This is a genomic window from Nocardioides sp. HDW12B (assembly GCF_011299595.1).
In the GTDB taxonomy this organism is placed as follows: Bacteria; Actinomycetota; Actinomycetes; order Propionibacteriales; family Nocardioidaceae; genus Marmoricola_A.
The window spans coordinates 67235-88060 of record NZ_CP049867.1 but is presented as its reverse complement, the minus strand read 5'-3'; the positions used below and the strand labels follow the sequence as shown (position 1 = coordinate 88060).

Below are 20826 nucleotides of genomic sequence, written 5' to 3'. Positions count from 1 at the left end.
GCTCCCCATGGGTTGTGGCCCATGGGGAGTGTCAATTCGTCTGCATACCGTGGGAAACCGCCCTCAGCGGTCGGAGTGCTCCAGCACCCGGTCGTGGCGCAGCGAGGAGTTGCGGGTCTCCTTGGCGGCCAGCACGGCGATGATCGTCAGCACCGACGTCACGGTGACGTAGATGCCGACCGCGGTGGTGTTGGACTCCTCGACCGAGCCGAGCAGCTCCAGCGCCACGATCGGCGCGATCGCACCGGCCAGGATCGAGGCCAGCTGGTAGCCGACGGACGCACCGGTGTAGCGCACCGAGGTGCCGAACAGCTCGGAGAAGAACGCCGCCTGCGGGGAGTACATCAGCGCGTGCAGCATCAGGCCGACGACGACCGCGAGGGTCAGCTTGCCCGGCTCGCCGCTCTCGACGAGCGGGAAGAACACGAACGTCCACACCGCGACGCCCACGGCACCGGCGAGGTAGAGCGGCTTGCGGCCGATGCGGTCCGAGAGCAGCCCGACGATCGGGATCCAGATGAAGTGCACGACCGAGCCGATGAGGAGCGCCTGCAGGATCGGCCCGCGCTCCTGGTCGTCGTACGTCGTGACGAACGTGATGACGATGATCGTGAAGATGTAGTACGACGTGTTCTCCGCGAGCCGCATGCCCATGGCGGAGAAGACCTCGCGGGGGTACTTCTTGAAGACCTCGACGATCGGGATGTGACGGGCGGTGTCCTTCTTCTCCTCGATCTGGGCGTGCGCCTCCTTGAAGACCGGCGACTCCTCGATGGACAGTCGGACCCAGAGGCCGATGATCACGAGCACCGCGGACAGCAGGAACGGGATGCGCCAGCCCCAGGCCTCGAAGGTCTCCTCGCTCTGGACCAGCGCGAGCAGGAACAGCACGCCGGTCGCGAAGAGGTTGCCGAGCGCGACGCCGGCCTGCGGCCACGACGACCAGAAGCCGCGCCTGTCGTCCGAGCCGTGCTCGGCGGCCATGAGCACCGCGCCGCCCCACTCGCCGCCGACGGCGAAGCCCTGCACGAGCCGGCAGACCAGCAGCAGGATCGGCGCGGCGATGCCGATGGTGGCGTACGTCGGCAGCAGGCCGATGGCGAACGTCGCGACCCCCATCATGAGCAGCGAGGTCACGAGCATCTTCTTGCGGCCGACCCGGTCGCCGAAGTGGCCGAACACGACCCCTCCCAAGGGCCGCGCCACGAAGCCGAGGGCGTAGGTGCCGAAGGCGAGCAGGGTGCCGGTGACCTCGTCGCCCTCGGGGAAGAACAGCTGCCCGAAGACGAGCGCGGCGGCCGAGCCGTAGAGGAAGAAGTCGTACCACTCGACAGCGGTGCCGATGAGGCTCGCGAAGACGACCTTGACGATGCCCGGTCCTGACGTCTCGGTCTCGGGGGGCTGGTGCGCCCCGGTGGTGGTGCTCATGTGCATCTCCTGGTGTGAGGGGGTGGTGCCGTGCGTGGGTGGCGTGCGTGCGTGCGGGGGGTAAGGCGAGCGCGGGCCGGCTCAGGCGGCGGTCCAGCCGCCGTCCATGAGCTGGGAGGTGCCGGTGATCGAGTCGGTGCCCGGGCCGCAGAGGAACGCGACGACGGCCGCGACCTCGTCGGGCTCGACGAGCCGCTTCACGGGCGTGCGGGCCAGCAGGACCTGGTCGAGGACGTCCTCCTCGGGCAGCCCGTGCGAGCGCGCCTGGTCGGCGATCTGGCCCTCGACCAGCGGCGTGCGCACGTAGCCGGGGGCGACGGTGTTGCTGGTGACGCCCCGGCCGGCGGCCTCGAGCGCGATCACCTTCGACAGCCCCTCGAGGCCGTGCTTGGCGCTGACGTAGCCGGCCTTGTAGGCCGACGCGCGGTGCCCGTGGACGGAGGTGACGTGGACGAGCCGCCCCCAGCCCCGGTCGTACATGCCGGGCAGCACGGCGCGGGCGAAGCGGAACGGCGCCTCGAGCAGCACGGCCTGGATCAGCCGGAACCGGTCGGGGTCGAAGTCCTCCACGGCGGCGACGTGCTGGAGGCCGGCGTTGTTGACGAGGATGTCGACCTCGCCGAGCGAGAGGTCGTCGATGACCGCCGGGTCGGCGAGGTCGGCCACGAGGGTGTCGCAGCCGAGGTCGGCGGCGAGCGCCTTCACCCCGGCCTCGTCGCGATCGAGGGCGACGACGTGGGCGCCGGCGGCGCTCAGCCGGTGGGCCACCGCGCGGCCGATGCCGCTGGCGGCGCCGGTGACCAGCGCCGTGCGGCCGGTCAGGGCGTCGGGCGTCGGCGCAGGGAGAGGGGAGGAATCGGGCATCCCTCGAGATTAGGGATGGTCGACGTCACCTTCCATGTGTTCGGACCCACACTCGCCCCCCTTCTGAGTGTGGTGGGAACACATGTCGCGATTCAGCGCCGCAGCCGGTGGACCTGGAGGGCGAGCTGCTGCTCGAGGGCGCGGTCGGGGTCCCGCCAGCGGTCCCCGAGCAGCGACCCGATGCGGTCCAGCCGCTGGGTGACGGTGTTGGCGTGCACGTGCAGGCGGGCGGCGGCCGCCGAGGGTGAGCAGCCGTCGGCGAACCACGCCTCCAGCGTCGCGAGCAGCTCGGTCCCCCGGCGCTCGTCGTACTCCAGGACGGGTCCGAGCGTCGCCGCCACGAAGTCGGCGAGCTCGTCGGGTCCGTTGTGGCCCAGGACCAGTCGCGCCAGTCCGAGCCCGGCGGCGTCGCCGGTCTCGCCGGCCCGCCCGAGCGTCAGCAGCGTGCGCAGCACCTCGTCGGCCTCCGCACGGGCGCCGGCCACCGCAGCAGCGCCCGCGACCGGACCGGCCACGGCGGTGGTGACCGTCCCGAGGTCCAGCGCCGAGAGCCGGGCGTGCAGGTCGCGAGCGAGCGCGAGCCGGTCGTCGGTGTCCGGTACGACGACCACCGCCCGGCCCTGGTGCGCCCCGCCGAGCCCGTCGTGGTCGGCGGCGAACCGGGACGCCGCCTCGGCCACCCGGCGGCGCTGCGAGGGACGGGCCGGCAGGTCGGCGCCCACCACGGCGAGCACGACGGCGAGGGGCCGGTCGAGGTCGACCTCGTGGCGCCGCTCCAGGCCGGCCAGGCGGGCCCGGTCGACCTCCTCCCCCGCCAGCAGGTCGGTGAGCAGGTCGCCGCGCAGCCGTTCCTCGGCGTCGGCCACCGACCGGTTGAAGGTCAGCACCAGCGCCGTCACCATGGCGCCGCGCTCGAGCGTGCGCCGGGCGCTGAGGTCGAGCGGCGCCAGCACGTCGCGGATGACGACGGACCCGAGGTGCTCGGCACCGGCCAGCGCGGCGGCCACCCAGACGCCACGCCCGGCGTCGACGGCGCGCCCGGAGCCCCGGGCGTCCTCGACCGCCGCGGCCAGACCGGGCTCCCACGCTTCGACGTCCTCCGACCCGTGAGCCGCGCCGCCCGCACCGCCCGCGCCGGCCGCGCCGCCGTCCCCGCCCGCGCCGCCTTCCCCGCCCGCGCCGCCTTCCCCGCCCGCGCCACCTTCCCCGCCCGCGCCACCTTCCCCGCCCGCGCCGCCTTCCCCGCCCGCGCCGCCTTCCCCGCCCGCGCCGCCTTCCCCGCCCGCGCCGTCGCTCCCGGCTGCGACGACCCGGCCGTCGACGTCGGTCCCGGCTGCAACGACCCGGCCGTCGACGTCGTACACGCTGACCCGCCCACCGAGCACGTCGCCGAGCGCGGCCGCGACGTCGGCGACCTCCCCGCCGAGCAGGAGGACCGACGTCAGCCGGTCGTGGGCGGCGGCGGCGGAGCTGACGGCGGCGGTCTGGGCCTCGAGCCGTCGGTTGGTCTCGTCGCGCTCCGCCAGGGCGGCCCGGGTGGCCTCGAAGAGCCGGGCGTTCTCGAGCGCGACAGCGGCGTGCGCAGCGAAGGAGGTGAGCAGCGAGATCTCGCTCGGCGGGAACGCGCGCACGGTCCGGTGCGTGGCCAGCAGGGCGCCGATGACCGTGCCCTCGACCAGCAGCGGCACGCCGAGGATCGCGCGGATCCCCTCGTCGTTGACGGCGTGGTCGATGTACTCGCGGTGCACGAAGCGGCTGTCGTGCTGGTAGTCGTCAGTGTGGTATGGCGCGCCGGTCTGCGCCACCAGGCCCAGCAGCCCGGTCCCCAGCGGCAGCCGGAGGTTGCGGAACTCCGCTGACACAGACCCGTCGGTGACCTTCATGAAGGAGGCTCCCTCGGCCTCGTCGTTCAACGACAGGTAGGTCATGTCGGCGCCGAGCAGCTGCCGGGCACGGCGCACGATCGCGGCCAGGATGGCGTCGACGTCGCGGATCGCGATGAGGTCGTTGGCGGTCTCGTAGAGCGCGGTGAGCTCGGCCTCGCGGCTGCGCTGGCGCTCCATCTGCTCGCGCAGCCGCACCGCCATGTCGCGCTGGCGCTCCAGGTCGGCGAGGTCCTGCCCGCTCACCCCGTCGCGCACGGCGTCGGCCACGACCCGGTCGAACGCCGACTCGTCCGCCCCGGCGTAGAGGAGGTCGAGGAACGCGGACACGGCCTCAACCTAGTCCGCCCGCTGGCCGTCGGAGGTCCTCTGCCGCCCTCGACCGCGGTGTGCTCCCGCCGGTGCGGACCGTCGGACGTGCAGTTCGGCCCCTGGCGCCCGGAACAGTGCCGATCTCGGCCGAACTGCACGTCCGTCGGACCCGTCGCTGCCAAGCACGTGACCTCCGGGCCACTGATGACACGTGGCAGAGCACCACTACAGGTGCTCCGGGCCACATCTGTCCCTGATGGACACGGGCGCCGACACAAGTCCCGGACCACGCGGGACATAGGGCGGTGGCCACGGACCGGCCACAGGCGTTCTGTGGAGGGGTTGCACGGGCCGGCGGTCGCCCGCCCGTGAGCCTCACGGGGGTCCCCATGAAGAACAGACTCATCGCCCTGATCCTGATCGTCAGCTCGAGCCTCCTTCTGCTCGGACCGCCCGCCCACGCCGCCGGACCCGTCACGGTCGACGGCACGGTGACCTGGATCGGCGGCCCCCTCGACTCCGGGTCGATCAGTCTGGTGGAGTACACCGAGTTCGGTATCGAGCCCACGGGGGTTGGCGCTCAGCTCTCCGCGAGCGGTGAATTCCGCTTCGCAGCGGACCCCGGTTGGCACCTCGCGCGGGTCAATCTGTCGTTCCCGGGCGATCCAGAGGGATTTCCGAACCGAGCGGAGTTCCTTGCCTCACTCTGGGTCGAGTCAGGCAGGTCACCGGTGATCGAGGCGCCGATGGAGTCCTTCACGGTCTCGCTGGGCGGAAGCGCCGAGCAGCCCGTCTCAGGCTCCGCGACCGTCGCCTGTGAGCAAGGCAGCTACACGGACAACGGCTACGTCCTTGAGGTCTCCTCGTCATGGACCGTCTCGGGGAGCACCCCACTCACCCTCTATGTGGCCATCACCGACTGGGCGGACTGTCGCGTGGGGGCCACGAGTGACGACGGCGTCCGATCCCGGTTTCGGCATTTCTCCATGGAACCTGGGGACACCGTCCCGAACGAGATCTCGTTCGATCTCGCCAGCCGACTTGTGTCTGGCACGGTCGACTTCCCCTTCGGAGCGATCGACTCGGGAACGGTGAGCGTGACCAACAGCGAAGGATCGCTGGCCTCCACGGATATCGACACCGCTACCGGCGCCTTCTCGTTGCGCGCACCCGTCGGCGCCGGATCGATCAGCGCCAGCGCTCGCGGATCCAACACCCGCATGGACCTCGAACGCACCATCCCTGGCGACGCGGAGAATGTGACGTTGAGCGTCGACACGGTCCCGCTGCAGGTGTACGTCGTCGATCCGGCCGGCGACGGCAGCATCCCGATCGAGATGGAGTGCTCCCGCTTCAGTGGAGCGAATCGCGAAGGTCTGGCTCACACAGCCGTCGGACCGGACGTCACTCTCGAGGCTCTGCCGAATGCGACCTATTGCCGGGTGAGGTTCCCGGACCCGGATGTCTGGCGAACGTCGCGGCCCGTCACCGTCGGTCCCGATGGCGGCGACGTCACCTACTTCACCGACACCGAGGCGCTCATCCACGGCGACCCGGACGCGGCAGTCGACGCGGACGGGGTCGACGCACAGGTCGAGGCCCTGGGGCCGGAGTCCGGGGACGGCAACCGCGACGGGGTGTTCGACTACCTGCAGGACCACGTGACGACCCTGCCCATCAATGGCGAGGACCCGAACCCACGGGACCCGTCCAGCTTCCTGACCGTCGTGGGGCCCGACGAGTCCACCCTCCTCGACGTCTCCACGCTGGACCTCGCCGACGTTGCCGAGCCGCCGGAGGGCGTGTTCCTGCCCGCTGGTCTGGTGTCCTTCACCGTGGCGGACATCCCGGTCGGCTCGACCCAGACGATCAGCCTGCACAAGTCGGCAGTCCCCAGGGTCAGCGACTACGCGAAGTACGACCCCGACACCCGGACGTGGTCCCTGCTGCCGCGCGACCGGGTGGCGTTCGTCGAGGACCACCTCGTGGTCCGGCTGACCGATGGTGGGATCGGGGACGCGGACGGCGAAGCCAACGGCAGGATCGTCGACCCCGGCGGTCCGGCGCAGGTGACGACGCCGCGCGACACCACGCCGCCCGAGGTCACAGGAACGGCGACCAGCGAGCCCAACGCCAGCGGCTGGTACGACGACGACGTCACGGTTGCCTGGACCGCGACCGACGACCAGTCCGACGTCTCCGACCCGCCCGACACGGTCCTCACCGGCGAGGGCGGGGACCTGAGCACCACCTCCGAGGAGGTCTGCGACCAAGCGGACAACTGCGCCACCGGCACCGTCGAAGGCATCGACATCGACCGCACACCGCCTGTCGTCACTCTGACCGGCCGCGCGTCGGGCGCGACGTACGTCGTCGGGGGTGTCCCGCTCCTCGCCTGCACCGCCTCCGACGTCCTGTCCGGGCTCACCGGCCCCTGCACGACCTCGACGACGGGTGGACGCAGCAACGGGACCGGCTCGTTCACGAGCACGGCCACGGCGACCGACCGTGCCGGGAACACGGCACAGGCGACGGCCGACTACGACGTCGTCTACCGCTTCGACGGCTTCGGTCAGCCGATCAACGACCCGAGGACCAGTCCCACCGCACCCTTGAGCGTCTTCCGCGCCGGCGACACGGTCCCGGTCTCGTTCGTGCTGCGCCGGGCCGACGGCACCGTCATCACGCCCGCCGACGCACCCCGGTGGGTGACGCCGGAACGCCGCAACCCGACGACGGCGCGCGTCAACGAGAGCGTGCCGTCGGCCCCGGGCACCACGGGATCCGCCTTCCTGCGCAAGAAGGACCGCTGGCAGTTCGACTGGTCCACCAAGAAGCTGGCCGCGGGCTACGAGTACCGGATCGGAGCCCGCCTCGACGACGGGACCACCCGCTACGTCACGGTCGCCCTGCGGTGAGGCAGGTCACGCCCGTGGTCAGGACGGCCGAAAAGTCACCGTAGACTCGGCCGGTGCCGAACAAGACCCGCTCCGACCTCCGCAACGTCGCCATCGTGGCGCACGTCGACCACGGCAAGACGACCCTGGTGGACGCCATGCTCTGGCAGGCAGGGAGCTTCGGCGCCCACGCCCACGTCGACGAGCGCGCCATGGACTCCGGCGAGCTCGAGCGCGAGAAGGGCATCACGATCCTCGCCAAGAACACCGCGGTCGCGTACGCCGGACCGGCGGCGGCCGAGGCGACCGGCGGCGAGCCGATGACCATCAACATCATCGACACCCCTGGCCACGCCGACTTCGGTGGCGAGGTCGAGCGCGGCCTGTCGATGGTCGACGGCATCGTGCTGCTCGTCGACGCCTCCGAGGGCCCGCTGCCCCAGACCCGCTTCGTGCTGCGCAAGGCGCTCAACGCCGACATGCCCGTCGTGCTCGTGGTCAACAAGGTCGACCGCTCCGACGCCCGCATCAGCGAGGTCGTCGACGAGACCTACGAGCTGTTCATGGACCTGCTCGACGACAGCCACTCGCAGGACGCGCTCGACTTCCCGGTCGTCTACGCCAGCGCGAAGGCCGGCCGCGCGTCGACCACCATGCCCGAGAACGGCGGCATGCCCGACAGCGAGGACCTCGAGCCGCTGTTCCGCACGATCATCGAGACGATCCCCGCCCCGGTCCACACCGAGGGCGCGCCGCTGCAGGCCCACGTCACCAACCTCGACGCCAGCCCCTTCCTCGGCCGCCTCGCGCTGGTCCGCATCAAGGAGGGCACCCTGCGCAAGGGCCAGCAGGTCGCGTGGATGAAGCGCGACGGCACCAAGCAGAACGTCAAGATCACCGAGCTGCTGGTCACCAAGGCCCTCGAGCGCCTGCCCGCGGAGTCGGCCGGTCCCGGCGACATCTGCGCGATCGCCGGCATCCCCGAGATCATGATCGGCGAGACGCTGGCCGACCCGGAGAACCCGGTCGCGCTGCCGCTCATCACCGTCGACGAGCCGGCCATCTCGATGACCATCGGCACCAACTCCAGCCCGCTGGCCGGCCGGGTCAAGGGCTCGAAGGTCACCGCCCGCCTCGTCAAGGACCGCCTCGACAAGGAGCTGATCGGCAACGTGTCGATCAAGGTCCTCACCACCGAGCGCCCCGACACGTGGGAGGTCCAGGGCCGTGGCGAGCTGGCCCTGGCGATCCTCGTCGAGCAGATGCGTCGCGAGGGCTACGAGCTGACCGTCGGCAAGCCGCAGGTGGTCACGCGCGAGATCAACGGCAAGGTCCACGAGCCGACTGAGCGCCTGACCATCGACGCCCCGGAGGAATACCTCGGCGCGATCACCCAGCTCCTCGCCGTCCGCAAGGGCCGCATGGAGCAGATGACCAACCACGGCACCGGCTGGGTCCGCATGGAGTTCCTGGTCCCGGCGCGCGGCCTCATCGGCTTCCGCACCGAGTTCCTCACCGACACCCGCGGCACCGGCATCGCCCACCACGTCTTCGAGGGCTACGAGCCGTGGGCCGGCGAGATCCGCTCGCGCGCCAACGGGTCGATGGTGGCCGACCGCTCGGGTGCGGCCACGGCGTACGCGATGACCAACCTGCAGGAGCGCGGCACGATGTTCGTCGAGCCGACCACCGAGGTCTACGAGGGCATGATCATCGGCGAGAACTCGCGCGCCGACGACATGGACGTCAACATCACCAAGGAGAAGCAGCAGACCAACATCCGGTCCGCCACCTCCGACAACTTCGAGAAGCTGATCCCGCCGCGCAAGCTCAGCCTCGAGCAGTGCCTGGAGTTCTGCCGCGAGGACGAGTGCGTGGAGGTCACGCCCCACACGGTCCGCATCCGCAAGGTCGTCCTCGACGCCAACGCCCGCGCCAAGACCGCCTCCCGCGCCCGCAAGTCCGGCTGACGCCGGGCCTCACCCACGAGGCACCATGGTGGGCATGGAGCGCGTCCCACCCGCCGTCGGCCAGGTCGTCACCGTCTTCCGCAACCGGTTGCGCGACGACGAGGCCATGCAGGCGGCGTACGCCGACGAGCTGGCGGTCGTCGTGGAGCTGGCGCGGTCGATGCCGGGGTTCGTCGAGACGAAGCTCTTCGTCGCCGACGACGGCGAGCGCGCCACGATCGTGACCTTCGCCGACGAGTCGTCGCACCGCGGCTGGCGCGACCACCCGAGGCACCGCGAGGCGCAGCGCCACGGCATCGCCGACTACTACGCGACGTACTCCATCGCGGTCGGGACGACGTCGTACGCCAGCCACTTCGAGCGCCCCTGACGCGAGCGCACGGCGTACGGCGTCCGGGGTCGCCTACCCACCCAGACGGCGGCGTACGTCGCGCGCAGCCTCGACGATCTCGTCGGGCACCAGCTCCTCGGTGATGAACGTCGCGAAGAGGTCGGCGAGCTCGTCGGGCGTCATGGGGTCGTACTCCTCGACGACCCGCCGGCACGCCGCCGCGTCCGCCTCGCGCAGCGCGAGGACGACCTCGTCGAGCAGCTCACGCTCGGCCGCGGTCACCGGCCGCACGCGCGGGGTCTCCCCGTCCGGACCCGGGACGGCTGCGTCGAGGTCGAGGTCCAGGCCGAAGGGCGAGAAGCCCTCGCGGTCCCACAGCGTGCGGGCCAGGTCGGCCAGGTGGGCCGACTGCAGCTCGACCGTGCTGGCGCGGCGACCGAGCTGGTGGTGACCGAGCACGCAGAGGGCCAGCACGACCAGGCTGAGGGCGAGGACGCCCCACACCCCGTCGACCGCGGAGGTGGCGGCGACGAGCGTGAAGCCCACCCCGATCGGCGCGATCACGGCCCGCCAGAACCAGTGCGACCGGTTGTGGGAGGTCCCGCGCAGGACCGGGCCGGAGGCCTCGGTCGACAGCCGGCCGCGGAAGCGGGTGGCCATGCCGGCCCGCGGGGTCGACGCCACGGCGCGCAGCTCGCCGGAGTCGTCCCAGCGCACGCGCATGCGCCCCATGAGGGTGGTGACGGTGTAGTCGCGCTCGGCCGGTGGGGTGGCGTGCGCGAGCGAGACGGCGAAGGCGTCGCCCTCGAGCAGCATCTCCTCGGCCGCGGCGTGCAGGTCCGGGCCGGGCCCTCCGGCGAGCTGCCGCGGGTGGAGCGGTTCCCGGGCCGTCACCGTCAGCTCACCGCCGCCGCGTCCGCGATCGCCGCGGGGGCCGGGCGGTCCGGACGGGAGCCCTGCCGCGATCCGCGGGGTCGCGCTCCCACAGGGCCTGCGCGAGGTCGACCAGGTCGAGCGTGCGGACGTGGCGGGTGGAGCGGGGCGTCCCGGCGACGACGAGCCCGACGAGGCACGCGAGCAGGACGAGCCCGGAGGTGACGGTGCGCGCCGTCGACCCGTCACCGAGGGCGTCGACGAGCTGCACCACGAACCACGCCGCGAGCGGCACCAGCAGCACGGTCCAGACCCACGGCGTGCGGTTGGTCGCCGTGCCCCGCAGCACGGGTCCGCCAGGGTCGGTCCCGAGCTGCAGCCGCAACCGTGTCGGCAGCAGGGTGGAGCGCGTGGGCGCGGTCGCGTCGAGTCCGTCGTCGCGCCAGCGGACCTTCAGCGCGCGCGACCCGAGCGGGACGACGTACTCCCGCTCCTCCGGTCCTGGCGCCGCGCTGCGCGTGACTGCGATCGCGACGTCCGTGCCGACGGCCGTCATGGCCGTCGCCCGCCCGACCACGTCCGGGTCCCCCTGCCTCAGCGGCTCCACCGCTCACCCCTCCCGATGTCACGCACACGAACGTCCAGCTCCCCCGTACGGCGACCGTAGGGGGAGCTGAACGTTCTCTCGGACGAAACGTGCGGCGTCAGGCGACCATGCCGTGCGGGTCGATGACGTACTTCGTGGCAGCGCCGGCGTCGAACTCCTGGTAGCCGCGGGGGGCGTCGTCCAGCGAGATCGTCTTGGCGTTGACCGCCTTCGCGATGTGCGCCTTGTCGGCCAGGATCATGTTCATCAGCTTGCGGTTGTACTGCTTCACCGGGCACTGACCGGTCACGAAGGCGTGCGACTTGGCCCAGCCGAGGCCGAGCTTCACGCCGATCTGACCCTCCTTGGCGGCATCGTCGACGGCGCCCGGGTCGCCGGTGACGTAGAGCCCCGGGATGCCGAGCGAGGCACCGGCCCGCGCCACCGTCATCATGTCGTTGAGCACGGTCGCCGGCGCCTCGGAGGCGCCCTCCCCGTGACCGCGCGCCTCGAAGCCCACGGCGTCGACGGCGGCGTCGACCTCGGGCTCGCCGACGATCTGCTCGATCATGTCGACCAGCGAGTTGCCCGACGACAGGTCCACGGTGGAGCAGCCGAAGCTCTCCGCCTGCTTCAACCGGTCGGCCTGCATGTCGCCGACGATGACGTGGGCGGCGCCGAGCAGCTGCGCGGAGTACGCCGCTGCCAGCCCGACCGGGCCCGCTCCGGCGACGTAGACCGTCGACCCGGTGGTGACCCCGGCGGTGTAGGCGCCGTGGTAGCCGGTCGGGAAGATGTCCGACAGCATCGTCAGGTCGAGGATCTTCTCCAGCGCCGCGTCGCGGTCCGGGAACGGCAGCAGGTTGAAGTCGGCGAACGGGATCATGACGTACTCCGCCTGACCGCCGAGCCAGCCGCCCATGTCGACGTAGCCGTACGCCGCTCCGGCGCGCGCCGGGTTCACGTTGAGGCAGATGCCGGTCTTGCCCTCGTTGCACATGCGGCAGCGGCCGCAGGCGATGTTGAACGGCACCGAGCAGATGTCGCCCTCCTTGACGAAGAGCACGTCGTCGCCGACCTCGACCACCTCGCCGGTGATCTCGTGGCCCAGCGTCTGGCCCTCGGGGGCGGTGGTGCGGCCGCGCACCATGTGCTGGTCGGAGCCGCAGATGTTGGTGGTGACGAGCTTGAGGATGACCGCGTGCGGGGCGGCCTGCTTGATGCCCATCCCCTGCGCGACCTCGGCGGGGATCTCCAGCTTGGGGTAGTCGACGCTCTCGACGGCGACTTCACCCGGGCCCTTGTAGACGACGATCCGGTTGCCTGACATGTGCTGTCTCCGTCCTGCTCCCGAGCGTGGAGCGGCGTTCAGTAGGAGCGGCGCGGTGCTCGAGGTGTGACGCGCGCCACGTCCTTTACTTGCCACACCACCGCGGGTCTCAAACCCGTCAGGCGCTGAGCTCGTCGTTCTCGCCGCGCAGCTCGGCTGCCAGCTCGTGCAGGTCGTCGCGGAGCGCGGTGATGCTCTCGCCGTCCAGTCCGGTGGCGTTCTCGACGTCGACCTGGACGCGTCGTGCCAGCGGCTTGAGGTCGCGCCCGGCCGAGGTCACGGCGACCTCGACGGACCGCTCGTCGGTCGGCAGCCGGCGTCGCGTCACGAGCCCCTGGGTCTCGAGCCGCTTCAGCAGCGGGGACAGGGTCCCGCTGTCGAGGTTCAGGGCGTCGCCGAGGTCGGCCACGGTGAGCGGCGAGGTCTCCCAGAGCCGCAGGAGAACGAGGTACTGCGTGTAGGTCAGCCCGAGCTGGGCCAGACCCTCCCGGTAGCGGCCGACGATGGCGCGCGACGCGTCGTACAACGCGAAGCACAGCTGGTCGTCGACACGGAAGCGGGTCACCAAATCAGAGTAGCCACCTCCACGCGAGCGCGAGACATTTACTCGCGGGCAACTTGATTGTGCGTCACCGATATGGGCAGAATATGACCACGAGGGCGAGCACGACCGGTCCGCGCGCGAAGGGTCTTCCACCCTCGGTCGGACCTCGACAGCCCTCCTCCAGTCCCCCTCGGCCGCCGCACGCGCCGCCCGCCCGCGGCGGCCGAGGGCTTCACTCCCGCACGGTGGTCGAGCAGGCCGACCCCACCGGTGGTCGAGCAGGTTGCGCAGCAACCGTCGTCGAGACCCCGGTGCCACCCTCACTCACCACCCCCGGTGGTCGAGCAGGTTGCGCAGCAACCGTCGTCGAGACCCCGGTGCCCCACTCACCACCCCCGGTGGTCGAGCAGGTTGCGCAGCAACCGTCGTCGAGACCATGTTTCGATTAGCGTGGCCCTCGACGAAGGGGGGTACCCGGTGGCGGGCTGCTCGGGGTGTGGGACGCAGCTGCCCGACGGCGCCCGTTTCTGCCTCGAGTGCGGCACACCCCAGTCCGTCTCCTGCGCCGGGTGCGCCGCTCCCCTCCCGCCGTCCGCCAAGTTCTGCATGGAGTGCGGTACGCCGACCGGGGCCGGCCCGGGCGCGCCCCGCACGACTCCCTCGGAGCAGACCGGCGCGTCCAGCCGCCGTACGACGTCGATCCTCTTCGGCGACCTCGTCGGCTTCACCACGCTGTCGGAGACGCGCGACTCCGAGGACGTCCGGGAGCTGCTGAGCCGCTACTTCGACGAGTGCCGGCAGATCGTGGCCCGCTACGGCGGCACGGTCGAGAAGTTCATCGGCGACGCCGTGATGGCGGTCTGGGGCGTCCCGACCGCCCACGAGGACGACGCCGAGCGGGCCGTGCGCGCCGGGCTCGAGCTGGTCGCGGCGGTGCGTGAGTTCGGCGAGGACGTCGGCGCCCCCTCGCTCGCGCTGCGCGTGGGCGTGGTGACCGGCGAGGTCGCCGTCACCACCGGCGCGACCCAGCAGGGCATGGTCGCCGGCGACGCCGTCAACACCGCGGCGCGCGTGCAGTCGGCCGCCCAGCCCGGCAGCGTCTTCGTCGACGAGACCACCCGCCTGCTCACCACCGCCGCCATCACGTACGCCGACGCCGGCTCCCACGCCCTCAAGGGCAAGGCCGACCCGGTCCCGTTGTGGTCGGTGCGCGCCGTCGTCGCGGCCACCGGCGGGGCCCAGCGTGCTGACGGCCTCGAGGCGCCCCTAGTCGGGCGCGACCGCGAGCTGCGGCTGGTCAAGGAGCTGTTCCACCACGCCGAGGAGTCCGGACGACCTGCCCTGCTGGTCATCGACGGCGAGCCCGGCGTCGGCAAGAGCCGGCTGGCGTGGGAGTTCGAGAAGTACGTCGACGGCCTCAACGACCTGGTGCGCTGGCACTCCGGCCGGTGCGTGGCCTACGGCGAGGGCGTCGCCTACTTCGCGCTGGCCGAGGCCGTCCGGGGGCGACTGCTGGCCGGGCTGGACGACGCCGAGCAGGACGCCCCGACCGAGCAGCTGCTCGCCTGGGCGCTGGAGCGTCACGTGCCGGACACCTCCGAGCGCGACTGGCTGCGCGACCGGATGGCGGCGCTGCTCGGCATCGGCGCGATCAGCGGCTTCCCCCGCGAGGACCTCTTCTCGGCCTGGACGGTCTTCCTCGAGCGGGTCGCCGACGACGAGGTCCTCACCCTGGTCATCGACGACGCCCAGCACGCCGACGACGGTCTGCTCGGCTTCCTCGAGCACCTCATCACAGTCGCCTCGTTCCCGTGCTTCGTCATGGTGCTCACCCGCCCCGGGCTCCTGGAGCGGCGTACGTCGTTGGCCACGCACCGACGCGCCACCGTCATCCACCTGCCCACGTTGAGCGACCGCGACGTCGCGGCGCTGCTCGACGGGCTGGTCGCCGGGCTGCCCGACGAGGTCCGTGACCAGCTGGTCGCCCGCTCCGACGGCATCCCCGTCTTCGCCGTCGAGACGGTGCGCTCGCTGATCGACCGCGACCTCGTCGTGCCGCGGGGCGGGCAGTACGTCCTCGCCGACGGCGCCCGGCTCGACCTCGACTCGCTCGCCGCCCCGGCCTCGTTGCAGGCGCTGATCGCCGCCCGCCTCGACGCCCTGTCGACCGAGCAGCGGCTCGTCGTCGACCGCGGCAGCGTGCTCGGCACCACCTTCGCACCCGACGCCCTGGCCGACCTGTGCCCGGAGGTGGCCGACACCGCCACGGTGCTGGGCAGCCTGGTCCGGCTGCAGATCCTGAGCCAGGACGCCAGCCGCATGAGCGCCGGCTACGGCAACTTCCGCTTCGTGCAGTCGGCCGTGCGCCAGGTCGCCTACGGCGTGCTGTCACGTCGCGACCGGCGCGCCATCCACCTGGCCGTGCTGGCCCAGATGGTGACGCGGGGCGAGACCGGGGAGGACACCGCCGCGATCCGCGCCCAGCACCTGCTCGACGCGCTGGAGGCCGGCAGTGGTCCCGACGACGCCGACCTGCGGGCCCGGGCGCTCGACGAGCTGACCCGCGCCTCGACCCGCGCCCGGGGGCTGGGCTCGCCGACGGAGGCGGTGCGCCACCTGCGCACGGCGCTGCCCCTGGCCAACGACCCGGCCGACCGGGCGCAGGTCCTGCTCCTGCTGGGCCGGGCCGAGGCCGACGCGGGCGACTTCGACCAGGCCGTCGCGCACGCCCGTGAGGCCCACGACCTCTTCGTCACCCTCGACGACCGCCCCTCGGCCGGGCTGGCCGTGGCCACCTGGGGTGAGTCGGTCCTCAACGGCGCCCGCGACAGCGAGGCGGCCCTGGCGCTGTGCGAGCCGTGGTGGGAGGAGCTGCGCGAGCGCGACGACGCGCTGGAGGCGAAGATGACCCTCACCTACGTCATCACGCGCGCCCGGCTGTGGACCGACGGCGACATCCACGACATCATCGAGGCCCGGCTGGCGCTGGGCGAGGTCGAGAAGGACTTCGGCGTCATCTCCGACGGCTACAACGGCCTCGGCGTCTACTACGCCAACCGTGGCCTGGTCTCCCTGAGCGACGTGCTGCTGCGTGCCTCGGTCGAGCTGGCGCGACGCCACCACGACCCGCGCGCCGAAGCGATGGCGCTCAACAACATCGCCGCCCAGGAGAACCCGCGCGACGTCCCCGAGGCGCTGACCTCCGGACTCGCGGCGGTCGACGTCGCGCTGCGCATGGGCCACGCCTTCCAGATCCGCTTCGGGCTGGCCAACTACTGCATCGCGCTCTGGTCGGCCGGCGAGTGGGACCGCTTCGAGCCCGCACGGGCCCGGTGCTCGGCCGTCGTCGAGGACTCCGCCGACGACGAGACGACGCTGGCGCTCACCGCGATGCTGGCCGTGGTCCGCGGCGAGACCCCGACCCCTCCCGCCCAGACCGCGGTGGAGCGCGCTGGCGACGACGAGGCCAGCCTCGCGTGGGTGCGGTTCCACGAGGCCGCGATCCACGTGTCCCACGGCGACCTCCGCGCGGCGTTGGCCTCGGGAATGGCCGGGGTCGAGCTGTCGTTCGCCGTCACCGGGGTGTGGGACGACCTGACCCACCTCTGGGGGCCGGCGGCGGACCTGGCGGTTCGTCTCGGCGACGACGCCGCCGTCACGCGACTCGTCGAGCTGACCGACGACGGGCGGCCCCGCCTTCCCCGCGGTCTCGAGGGGCACCGCGAGCTGCTGCGAGCCCGGCTCGCCGCTCGGGACGGTCACGTCGAGGAGGCCGAGTCAGCCTTCACGCGCGCGCTGGAGCACTACCGGGCCTGGGGTTCGACTCCGTCAGTCGCCCACGCCGAGCTCCACCTCGGTCGGTGGCTGGAGGCACAGGGCCGCCACGACGAGGCCGCCGGGCACCTGGCCGCCGCGCGCTCGACGTACGAGGAGCTGGGCGCGGTCACCTGGCTGGCAGACGTCGACGCGGCTGAGGGTCGAGCAGCAAGTCTCGGTGGTCGAGCAGCGAGCGCCAGCGAGCGTCGTCGAGACCTCGCAACCTGACCGGGTCGTCGAGCAAATCCCGGTGGTCGAGCACCATCCGGTGGTCGAGCAGCGAGCGCCAGCGAGCGTCGTCGAGACCCCGCAACCCGACCCGGTGGTCGAGCAGCGAGCGCCAGCGAGCGTCGTCGAGACCCCGCACCCGGTGACGGCCGGCTCAGTGGACCTCGTTGCGGCCGTAGTCGTCCTCGAGCCGGCAGATGTCGTCCTCACCGGTGTAGGACCCGCGCTGGACCTCGACGATCACGAGCTCCTCGGTGGACTCGTTGGCCAGTCGGTGCTTCGCCCCGAGGGGTACGTCGACCGAGTGCCCGGGCCCGGCCGTCGTGGTGACGCCGTCGATGACGCAGGTGGCGATGCCGAAGACGACGACCCAGTGCTCGGAGCGGTGCTCGTGGGTCTGGTAGGACAGCCGCGCGCCCGGCTTCACGTGGATGCGCTTGACCTTGTAGCCGCGGTCCACGTCGATGACGTGCCACGACCCCCACGGTCGCTCTTCGAAGTCCAGTGCCATTGCTGATGTCCCCTGAGTTTGTCGACGCTCAACTCTAGGGGAGTCGAGACCTCGACGGGACCACGATGGCGAGCCTCACACGACCGGCTCGGACACCGCCCGCCGTGTGGGAGCCACGACCAACACCCCGACGAGCGGCAGCAGCGCGAGCGCACCGATCGCCGGACCGAGCCCGAGCACGTGCCCCAGGCCACCGACGACGGCGGAGCCGATGCTGCCGCCGACCATGAAGACCAGCGTGGCCACGCCGAGCGCGACCCCGCGCACGGACTCCTCGACGGCGCCCCCGACGGCCGCCGACAGGGCCGGCTGGCCGATGCCGAAGGCGACGGTCACGAAGACCACGGCCACCACGAGCAGGGGCGGCGAGCCGAGACCCGCGCCCAGCCCGGCCAGGCCGAGCGAGCCCACGGAGATGACCGAGGCCAGCATCAGCGAGCCGGACGGCTCGAGCCGGGTCAGCAGCGGTCCGACGACGCGCGGCATCAGCAGGCTCACGACGCCGGAGGGCACCAGCGTCAGCCCAACCGCCCAGGTCTCCCAGCCACGGTCCAGCAGCACGGCCGGCACGGCGATGAGGAGCGCGAACCACGACGCCGGCACGGCGGCCGCGGCGAAGGCGCTGCGTACGACGACCGGGTTGCCGATGACCTCGCGCGGCAGGAAGCCGCCGGGGTGGCGTCGTACCCACGCGATCACCGCGGGCACACCGAGCGCGAGCAGCAGGCCGCCGGCGACGGCCACCACGACCCCGGTGGAGGGCGACTGCACGAGCAGCACCGCTCCCCCGGCGGCGAGCGCGGTCAGGGCGGCGCCGATGAAGTCCAGCCGCGCGCCGGTGCCTCCGACGTGCATCGCGTGCCAGATGAAGGGCAGCACGAGCAGTCCGAGCATCGGCAGCGCGATCGCGAAGCGCCAGCTCAGGGTGTCGATGACGATGCCGCCCGCGAGCGGGCCGAGCGAGGTGACGGCGGCGGCGATGCTGGCCAGCTTCACCAGCGCGGTCGACTTGAGGTCGCCGGAGTAGCGCGCCGACAGAACGGCGGCCCCCAGCGTCGGTACGGCGGCCGCGCCGGCGCCCTGGGCGAGCCGGCCGACGAGGTGGATCGGGAAGCTCGGCGCCAGCGCGGCCAGCAGCGCGCCGACGCTCATCAGCGTGATGCCCACGGTCATCGGGGTCCGGGGGCCGGAGAGGTCGGCGATGCGGCCGTAGACCGCGGTGCCGATGCCGAGCATCAGGGCGTAGAGGCTGATGGTCCAGGTCGCGGCCCCGTCGCTGACGCCGTACGCCTCGGCCATCGGGACGACCGCGATGGCCGCCGCCGCGCTGCCCATGCCGGTCAGGCCGAAGAGGAGACCGAGGACGACGGCGACGCGGGCGGCGTCGGAGCGGGAGGTGGCAGACATCGACAGGACTCAACACCGCCGGGCCCCTTTGCATTCCTGCCCGGTGGTCGGTGGTCGAGCAGGTCGCGCAGCGACCGTCGTCGAGACCAGGCGACCTCGACGCAGCGACCCCGGTGGTCGATCTCGACAGGCTCGATCCAAGGAGCAGGTCGCGCAGCGACCCCCCGGTGGTCGATCTCGACAGGCTCGATCCAAGGAGCAGGTCGCGCAGCGACCGTTGTCGAGACCAGACGACCCCGGAGCTGCTACTCCGTCGGCACCCAGCCGGTGCGCTCGAGCCCGGCGTCGTCGAGGAGGTGGGAGGCGATGTGGCTGAGCATGGCGCGGGCGTGCTTCCCGTCGCGGTTGACGAGCCACTGGATCGAGATGCCCTGCAGCGTGGCCACGGTGTAGCGCGCCAGGTCCTCGACGTCGGAGCGCCAGGTCAGTCCGCCGAGCTCGCCGACCGCGTTCAGGAAGCGCTGCATGCCGGTGATGTAGGTGCCGTACTGCTCCTGCGCAGCGTGCCGCTCGGTGGCGTTGCGCAACGAGTAGTGGGTGAGCTCGAAGAGCAGCATCCGCTCCGACGGGTGGTCCTCGACGTGGTTCCAGTAGGCCTCGAGACCGCGCTGGATGACCTCGCTCGGGTCCGTGCTGTAGTTCAGGATGTCCCCCGCGGCGGCGAAGCTGCGCTTGTTGATGCTGCGCAGCACCTCGATGACCAGCTCGTCCTTGGAGCGGAAGCAGTAGTGGAAGACGCCGATGGCCATGTCGGCCTCCGCGACGATGGCGCGGGTGCCGGTGTTGGCCACCCCCTCGCGGGACATCACGTTGATGGCGGCATCGATGAGCAGGCGTCGCCTTTGCTCGACCGACATGCGACTCACGGGCACAGCTCCCCTCGGACGTGGAGAACGTCCGGCTACCGAGAGGCCGGACGCTGCTCCCTTGACGTTGCCCCGACAGGTGCACCGGGGCGGTTCACGCGCGGTCTGCGGGGGGTCAGACCGGGCATCAGCCGTCAACTACCGTACAGCGGAATCCTCTGTCCTCCCAAGACAGGAGAGTCACGCTGGGGACAAGCGTGCACCGGACGAGGGTCTTGGTCAAGCGACCAGGACGAGCTCGACCCGACCATGTCATGAAAAGGGCACGGGCGTGGTCAGTCGAACGTCGTGCAACCGGCTCTGCGCAACGGATGCCGCATTCGAAACCCCCGGTATGGACCATTTCGGCAGCTGTCGGGACGCTTCGCGACCGGTCCAGTCAACTTCGCGTCGATCGTGACCCTAGGCTGACTCGCGAGTCAGCCCATCGGGCCCTCGGCCCGCCACGCCGGGGTCAGGACCGAGCGTCGGCGGCCGCCTGCAGCAGCCGGGTGGTCGACTCGGAGAACCCCACGAGCACGCACCGGTCGACCGCGGTCGGCGTGGTCGACAGCGTCTCGACCTGCACCCGTACGGCGTCCTCGACCGGCCAGCCGTAGACGCCGGCGCTGACCAACGGGAAGGCCATGGTGAACGACGCGAGACCGTGCTGCTCGACGAGCTCGTCGGCCACCGCGAGAGCCGAGGTGTAGCAGCTGACGAGCTGGTCGCGGTTGCGCCCCGTGCCGTCGTGGACCGGCCCGACGACGTGCACGACCCAGCGCGCCGGCAGCCGGTGACCGGTGGTCCACCCGGCGGCACCGGTGGCCAGGCCGTCGGGGAAGCGCTCCACGCACTCGGCCAGCAGCCCGCGCCCCGCGGCGGCGTGGATCGCCCCGTCGACACCTCCTCCACCGCGCATCCTGTTGTTGGCGGCGTTCACGATCGCGTCCACCTGCAGGCGGGTGATGTCCCCACGGACGACCTCGATGTCCACGCTG

General features: G+C 71.9%; 15 protein-coding genes. 4 read left to right on the top strand and 11 right to left on the bottom strand.

What is annotated here, in order from left to right; translation table 11 throughout:
* Window positions 1–63 precede the first annotated feature (63 nt).
* The 3 genes from G7072_RS00395 to G7072_RS20160 form a co-directional block, all read right to left on the bottom strand.
* Complete coding sequence (locus G7072_RS00395) at window positions 64–1428, bottom strand: MFS transporter (RefSeq protein WP_166083683.1); 1365 nt, start codon at window positions 1426–1428, stop codon at window positions 64–66.
* An 81-nt stretch (window positions 1429–1509) separates the two neighbouring features.
* A complete protein-coding gene (locus tag G7072_RS00390) occupies window positions 1510–2292 on the bottom strand; it encodes a 3-hydroxybutyrate dehydrogenase (protein ID WP_166083681.1) in 783 nt (260 codons plus the stop codon).
* A 92-nt stretch (window positions 2293–2384) separates the two neighbouring features.
* Window positions 2385–4505: a GAF domain-containing protein gene (locus tag G7072_RS20160; RefSeq protein WP_166083680.1), complete on the bottom strand. Its 2121-nt coding sequence runs from the start codon at window positions 4503–4505 to the stop codon at window positions 2385–2387.
* 287 nt (window positions 4506–4792) lie between these two features.
* On the opposite strand from G7072_RS20160, the gene G7072_RS00380 reads away from it, so the two are divergent.
* From G7072_RS00380 to G7072_RS00370, 3 genes are read left to right on the top strand one after another with little or no spacing between them, the layout of a single operon-like run.
* Window positions 4793–7405 (top strand): PxKF domain-containing protein, encoded by a 2613-nt coding sequence (locus tag G7072_RS00380; protein ID WP_166083679.1) that lies wholly within the window; start codon window positions 4793–4795, stop codon window positions 7403–7405.
* 53 nt (window positions 7406–7458) lie between these two features.
* Window positions 7459–9354, top strand: coding sequence for a translational GTPase TypA (gene typA / locus G7072_RS00375; protein WP_166083678.1), 1896 nt, complete (start codon window positions 7459–7461; stop codon window positions 9352–9354).
* Window positions 9355–9388: 34 nt separating this feature from the next.
* Window positions 9389–9724 (top strand): antibiotic biosynthesis monooxygenase, encoded by a 336-nt coding sequence (locus G7072_RS00370; protein ID WP_166083677.1) that lies wholly within the window; start codon window positions 9389–9391, stop codon window positions 9722–9724.
* A 33-nt stretch (window positions 9725–9757) separates the two neighbouring features.
* Here G7072_RS00370 and G7072_RS00365 read toward each other — a convergent pair whose 3' ends face one another.
* From G7072_RS00365 to G7072_RS00350, 4 genes are all read right to left on the bottom strand, one after another.
* Window positions 9758–10579, bottom strand: a complete 822-nt coding sequence (locus G7072_RS00365) for a hypothetical protein (RefSeq protein ID WP_166083676.1) — start codon at window positions 10577–10579, stop codon at window positions 9758–9760.
* A gap of 7 nt (window positions 10580–10586) precedes the next feature.
* On the bottom strand, window positions 10587–11165 hold the full coding sequence (locus G7072_RS00360) for a hypothetical protein (protein ID WP_166083675.1): 579 nt from the start codon (window positions 11163–11165) through the stop codon (window positions 10587–10589).
* Window positions 11166–11262: 97 nt separating this feature from the next.
* Entirely contained in the window at window positions 11263–12474 is a 1212-nt protein-coding gene (fdhA, locus tag G7072_RS00355) for a formaldehyde dehydrogenase, glutathione-independent (RefSeq protein WP_166083674.1), read from the bottom strand.
* A gap of 118 nt (window positions 12475–12592) precedes the next feature.
* On the bottom strand, window positions 12593–13039 hold the full coding sequence (locus tag G7072_RS00350; RefSeq protein WP_166083673.1) for a MarR family transcriptional regulator: 447 nt from the start codon (window positions 13037–13039) through the stop codon (window positions 12593–12595).
* A gap of 585 nt (window positions 13040–13624) precedes the next feature.
* Between G7072_RS00350 and G7072_RS00345 the strand changes: the two genes are divergently transcribed.
* Complete coding sequence (locus G7072_RS00345) at window positions 13625–17062, top strand: adenylate/guanylate cyclase domain-containing protein (RefSeq protein ID WP_240917070.1); 3438 nt, start codon at window positions 13625–13627, stop codon at window positions 17060–17062.
* 154 nt (window positions 17063–17216) lie between these two features.
* On the opposite strand, the gene G7072_RS00340 is transcribed toward G7072_RS00345, so the two are convergent.
* The 4 genes from G7072_RS00340 to G7072_RS00325 form a co-directional block, all read right to left on the bottom strand.
* On the bottom strand, window positions 17217–17573 hold the full coding sequence (locus G7072_RS00340) for a phosphomannose isomerase type II C-terminal cupin domain (RefSeq protein WP_166083670.1): 357 nt from the start codon (window positions 17571–17573) through the stop codon (window positions 17217–17219).
* Window positions 17574–17648: 75 nt separating this feature from the next.
* Window positions 17649–18980, bottom strand: a complete 1332-nt coding sequence (locus tag G7072_RS00335) for an MFS transporter (RefSeq protein ID WP_166083669.1) — start codon at window positions 18978–18980, stop codon at window positions 17649–17651.
* A 245-nt stretch (window positions 18981–19225) separates the two neighbouring features.
* A complete protein-coding gene (locus G7072_RS00330) occupies window positions 19226–19837 on the bottom strand; it encodes a TetR/AcrR family transcriptional regulator (protein WP_240917315.1) in 612 nt (203 codons plus the stop codon).
* A 463-nt stretch (window positions 19838–20300) separates the two neighbouring features.
* Window positions 20301–20822 (bottom strand): macro domain-containing protein, encoded by a 522-nt coding sequence (locus tag G7072_RS00325; protein ID WP_206063231.1) that lies wholly within the window; start codon window positions 20820–20822, stop codon window positions 20301–20303.
* Between the last annotated feature and the right edge of the window lie 4 nt (window positions 20823–20826).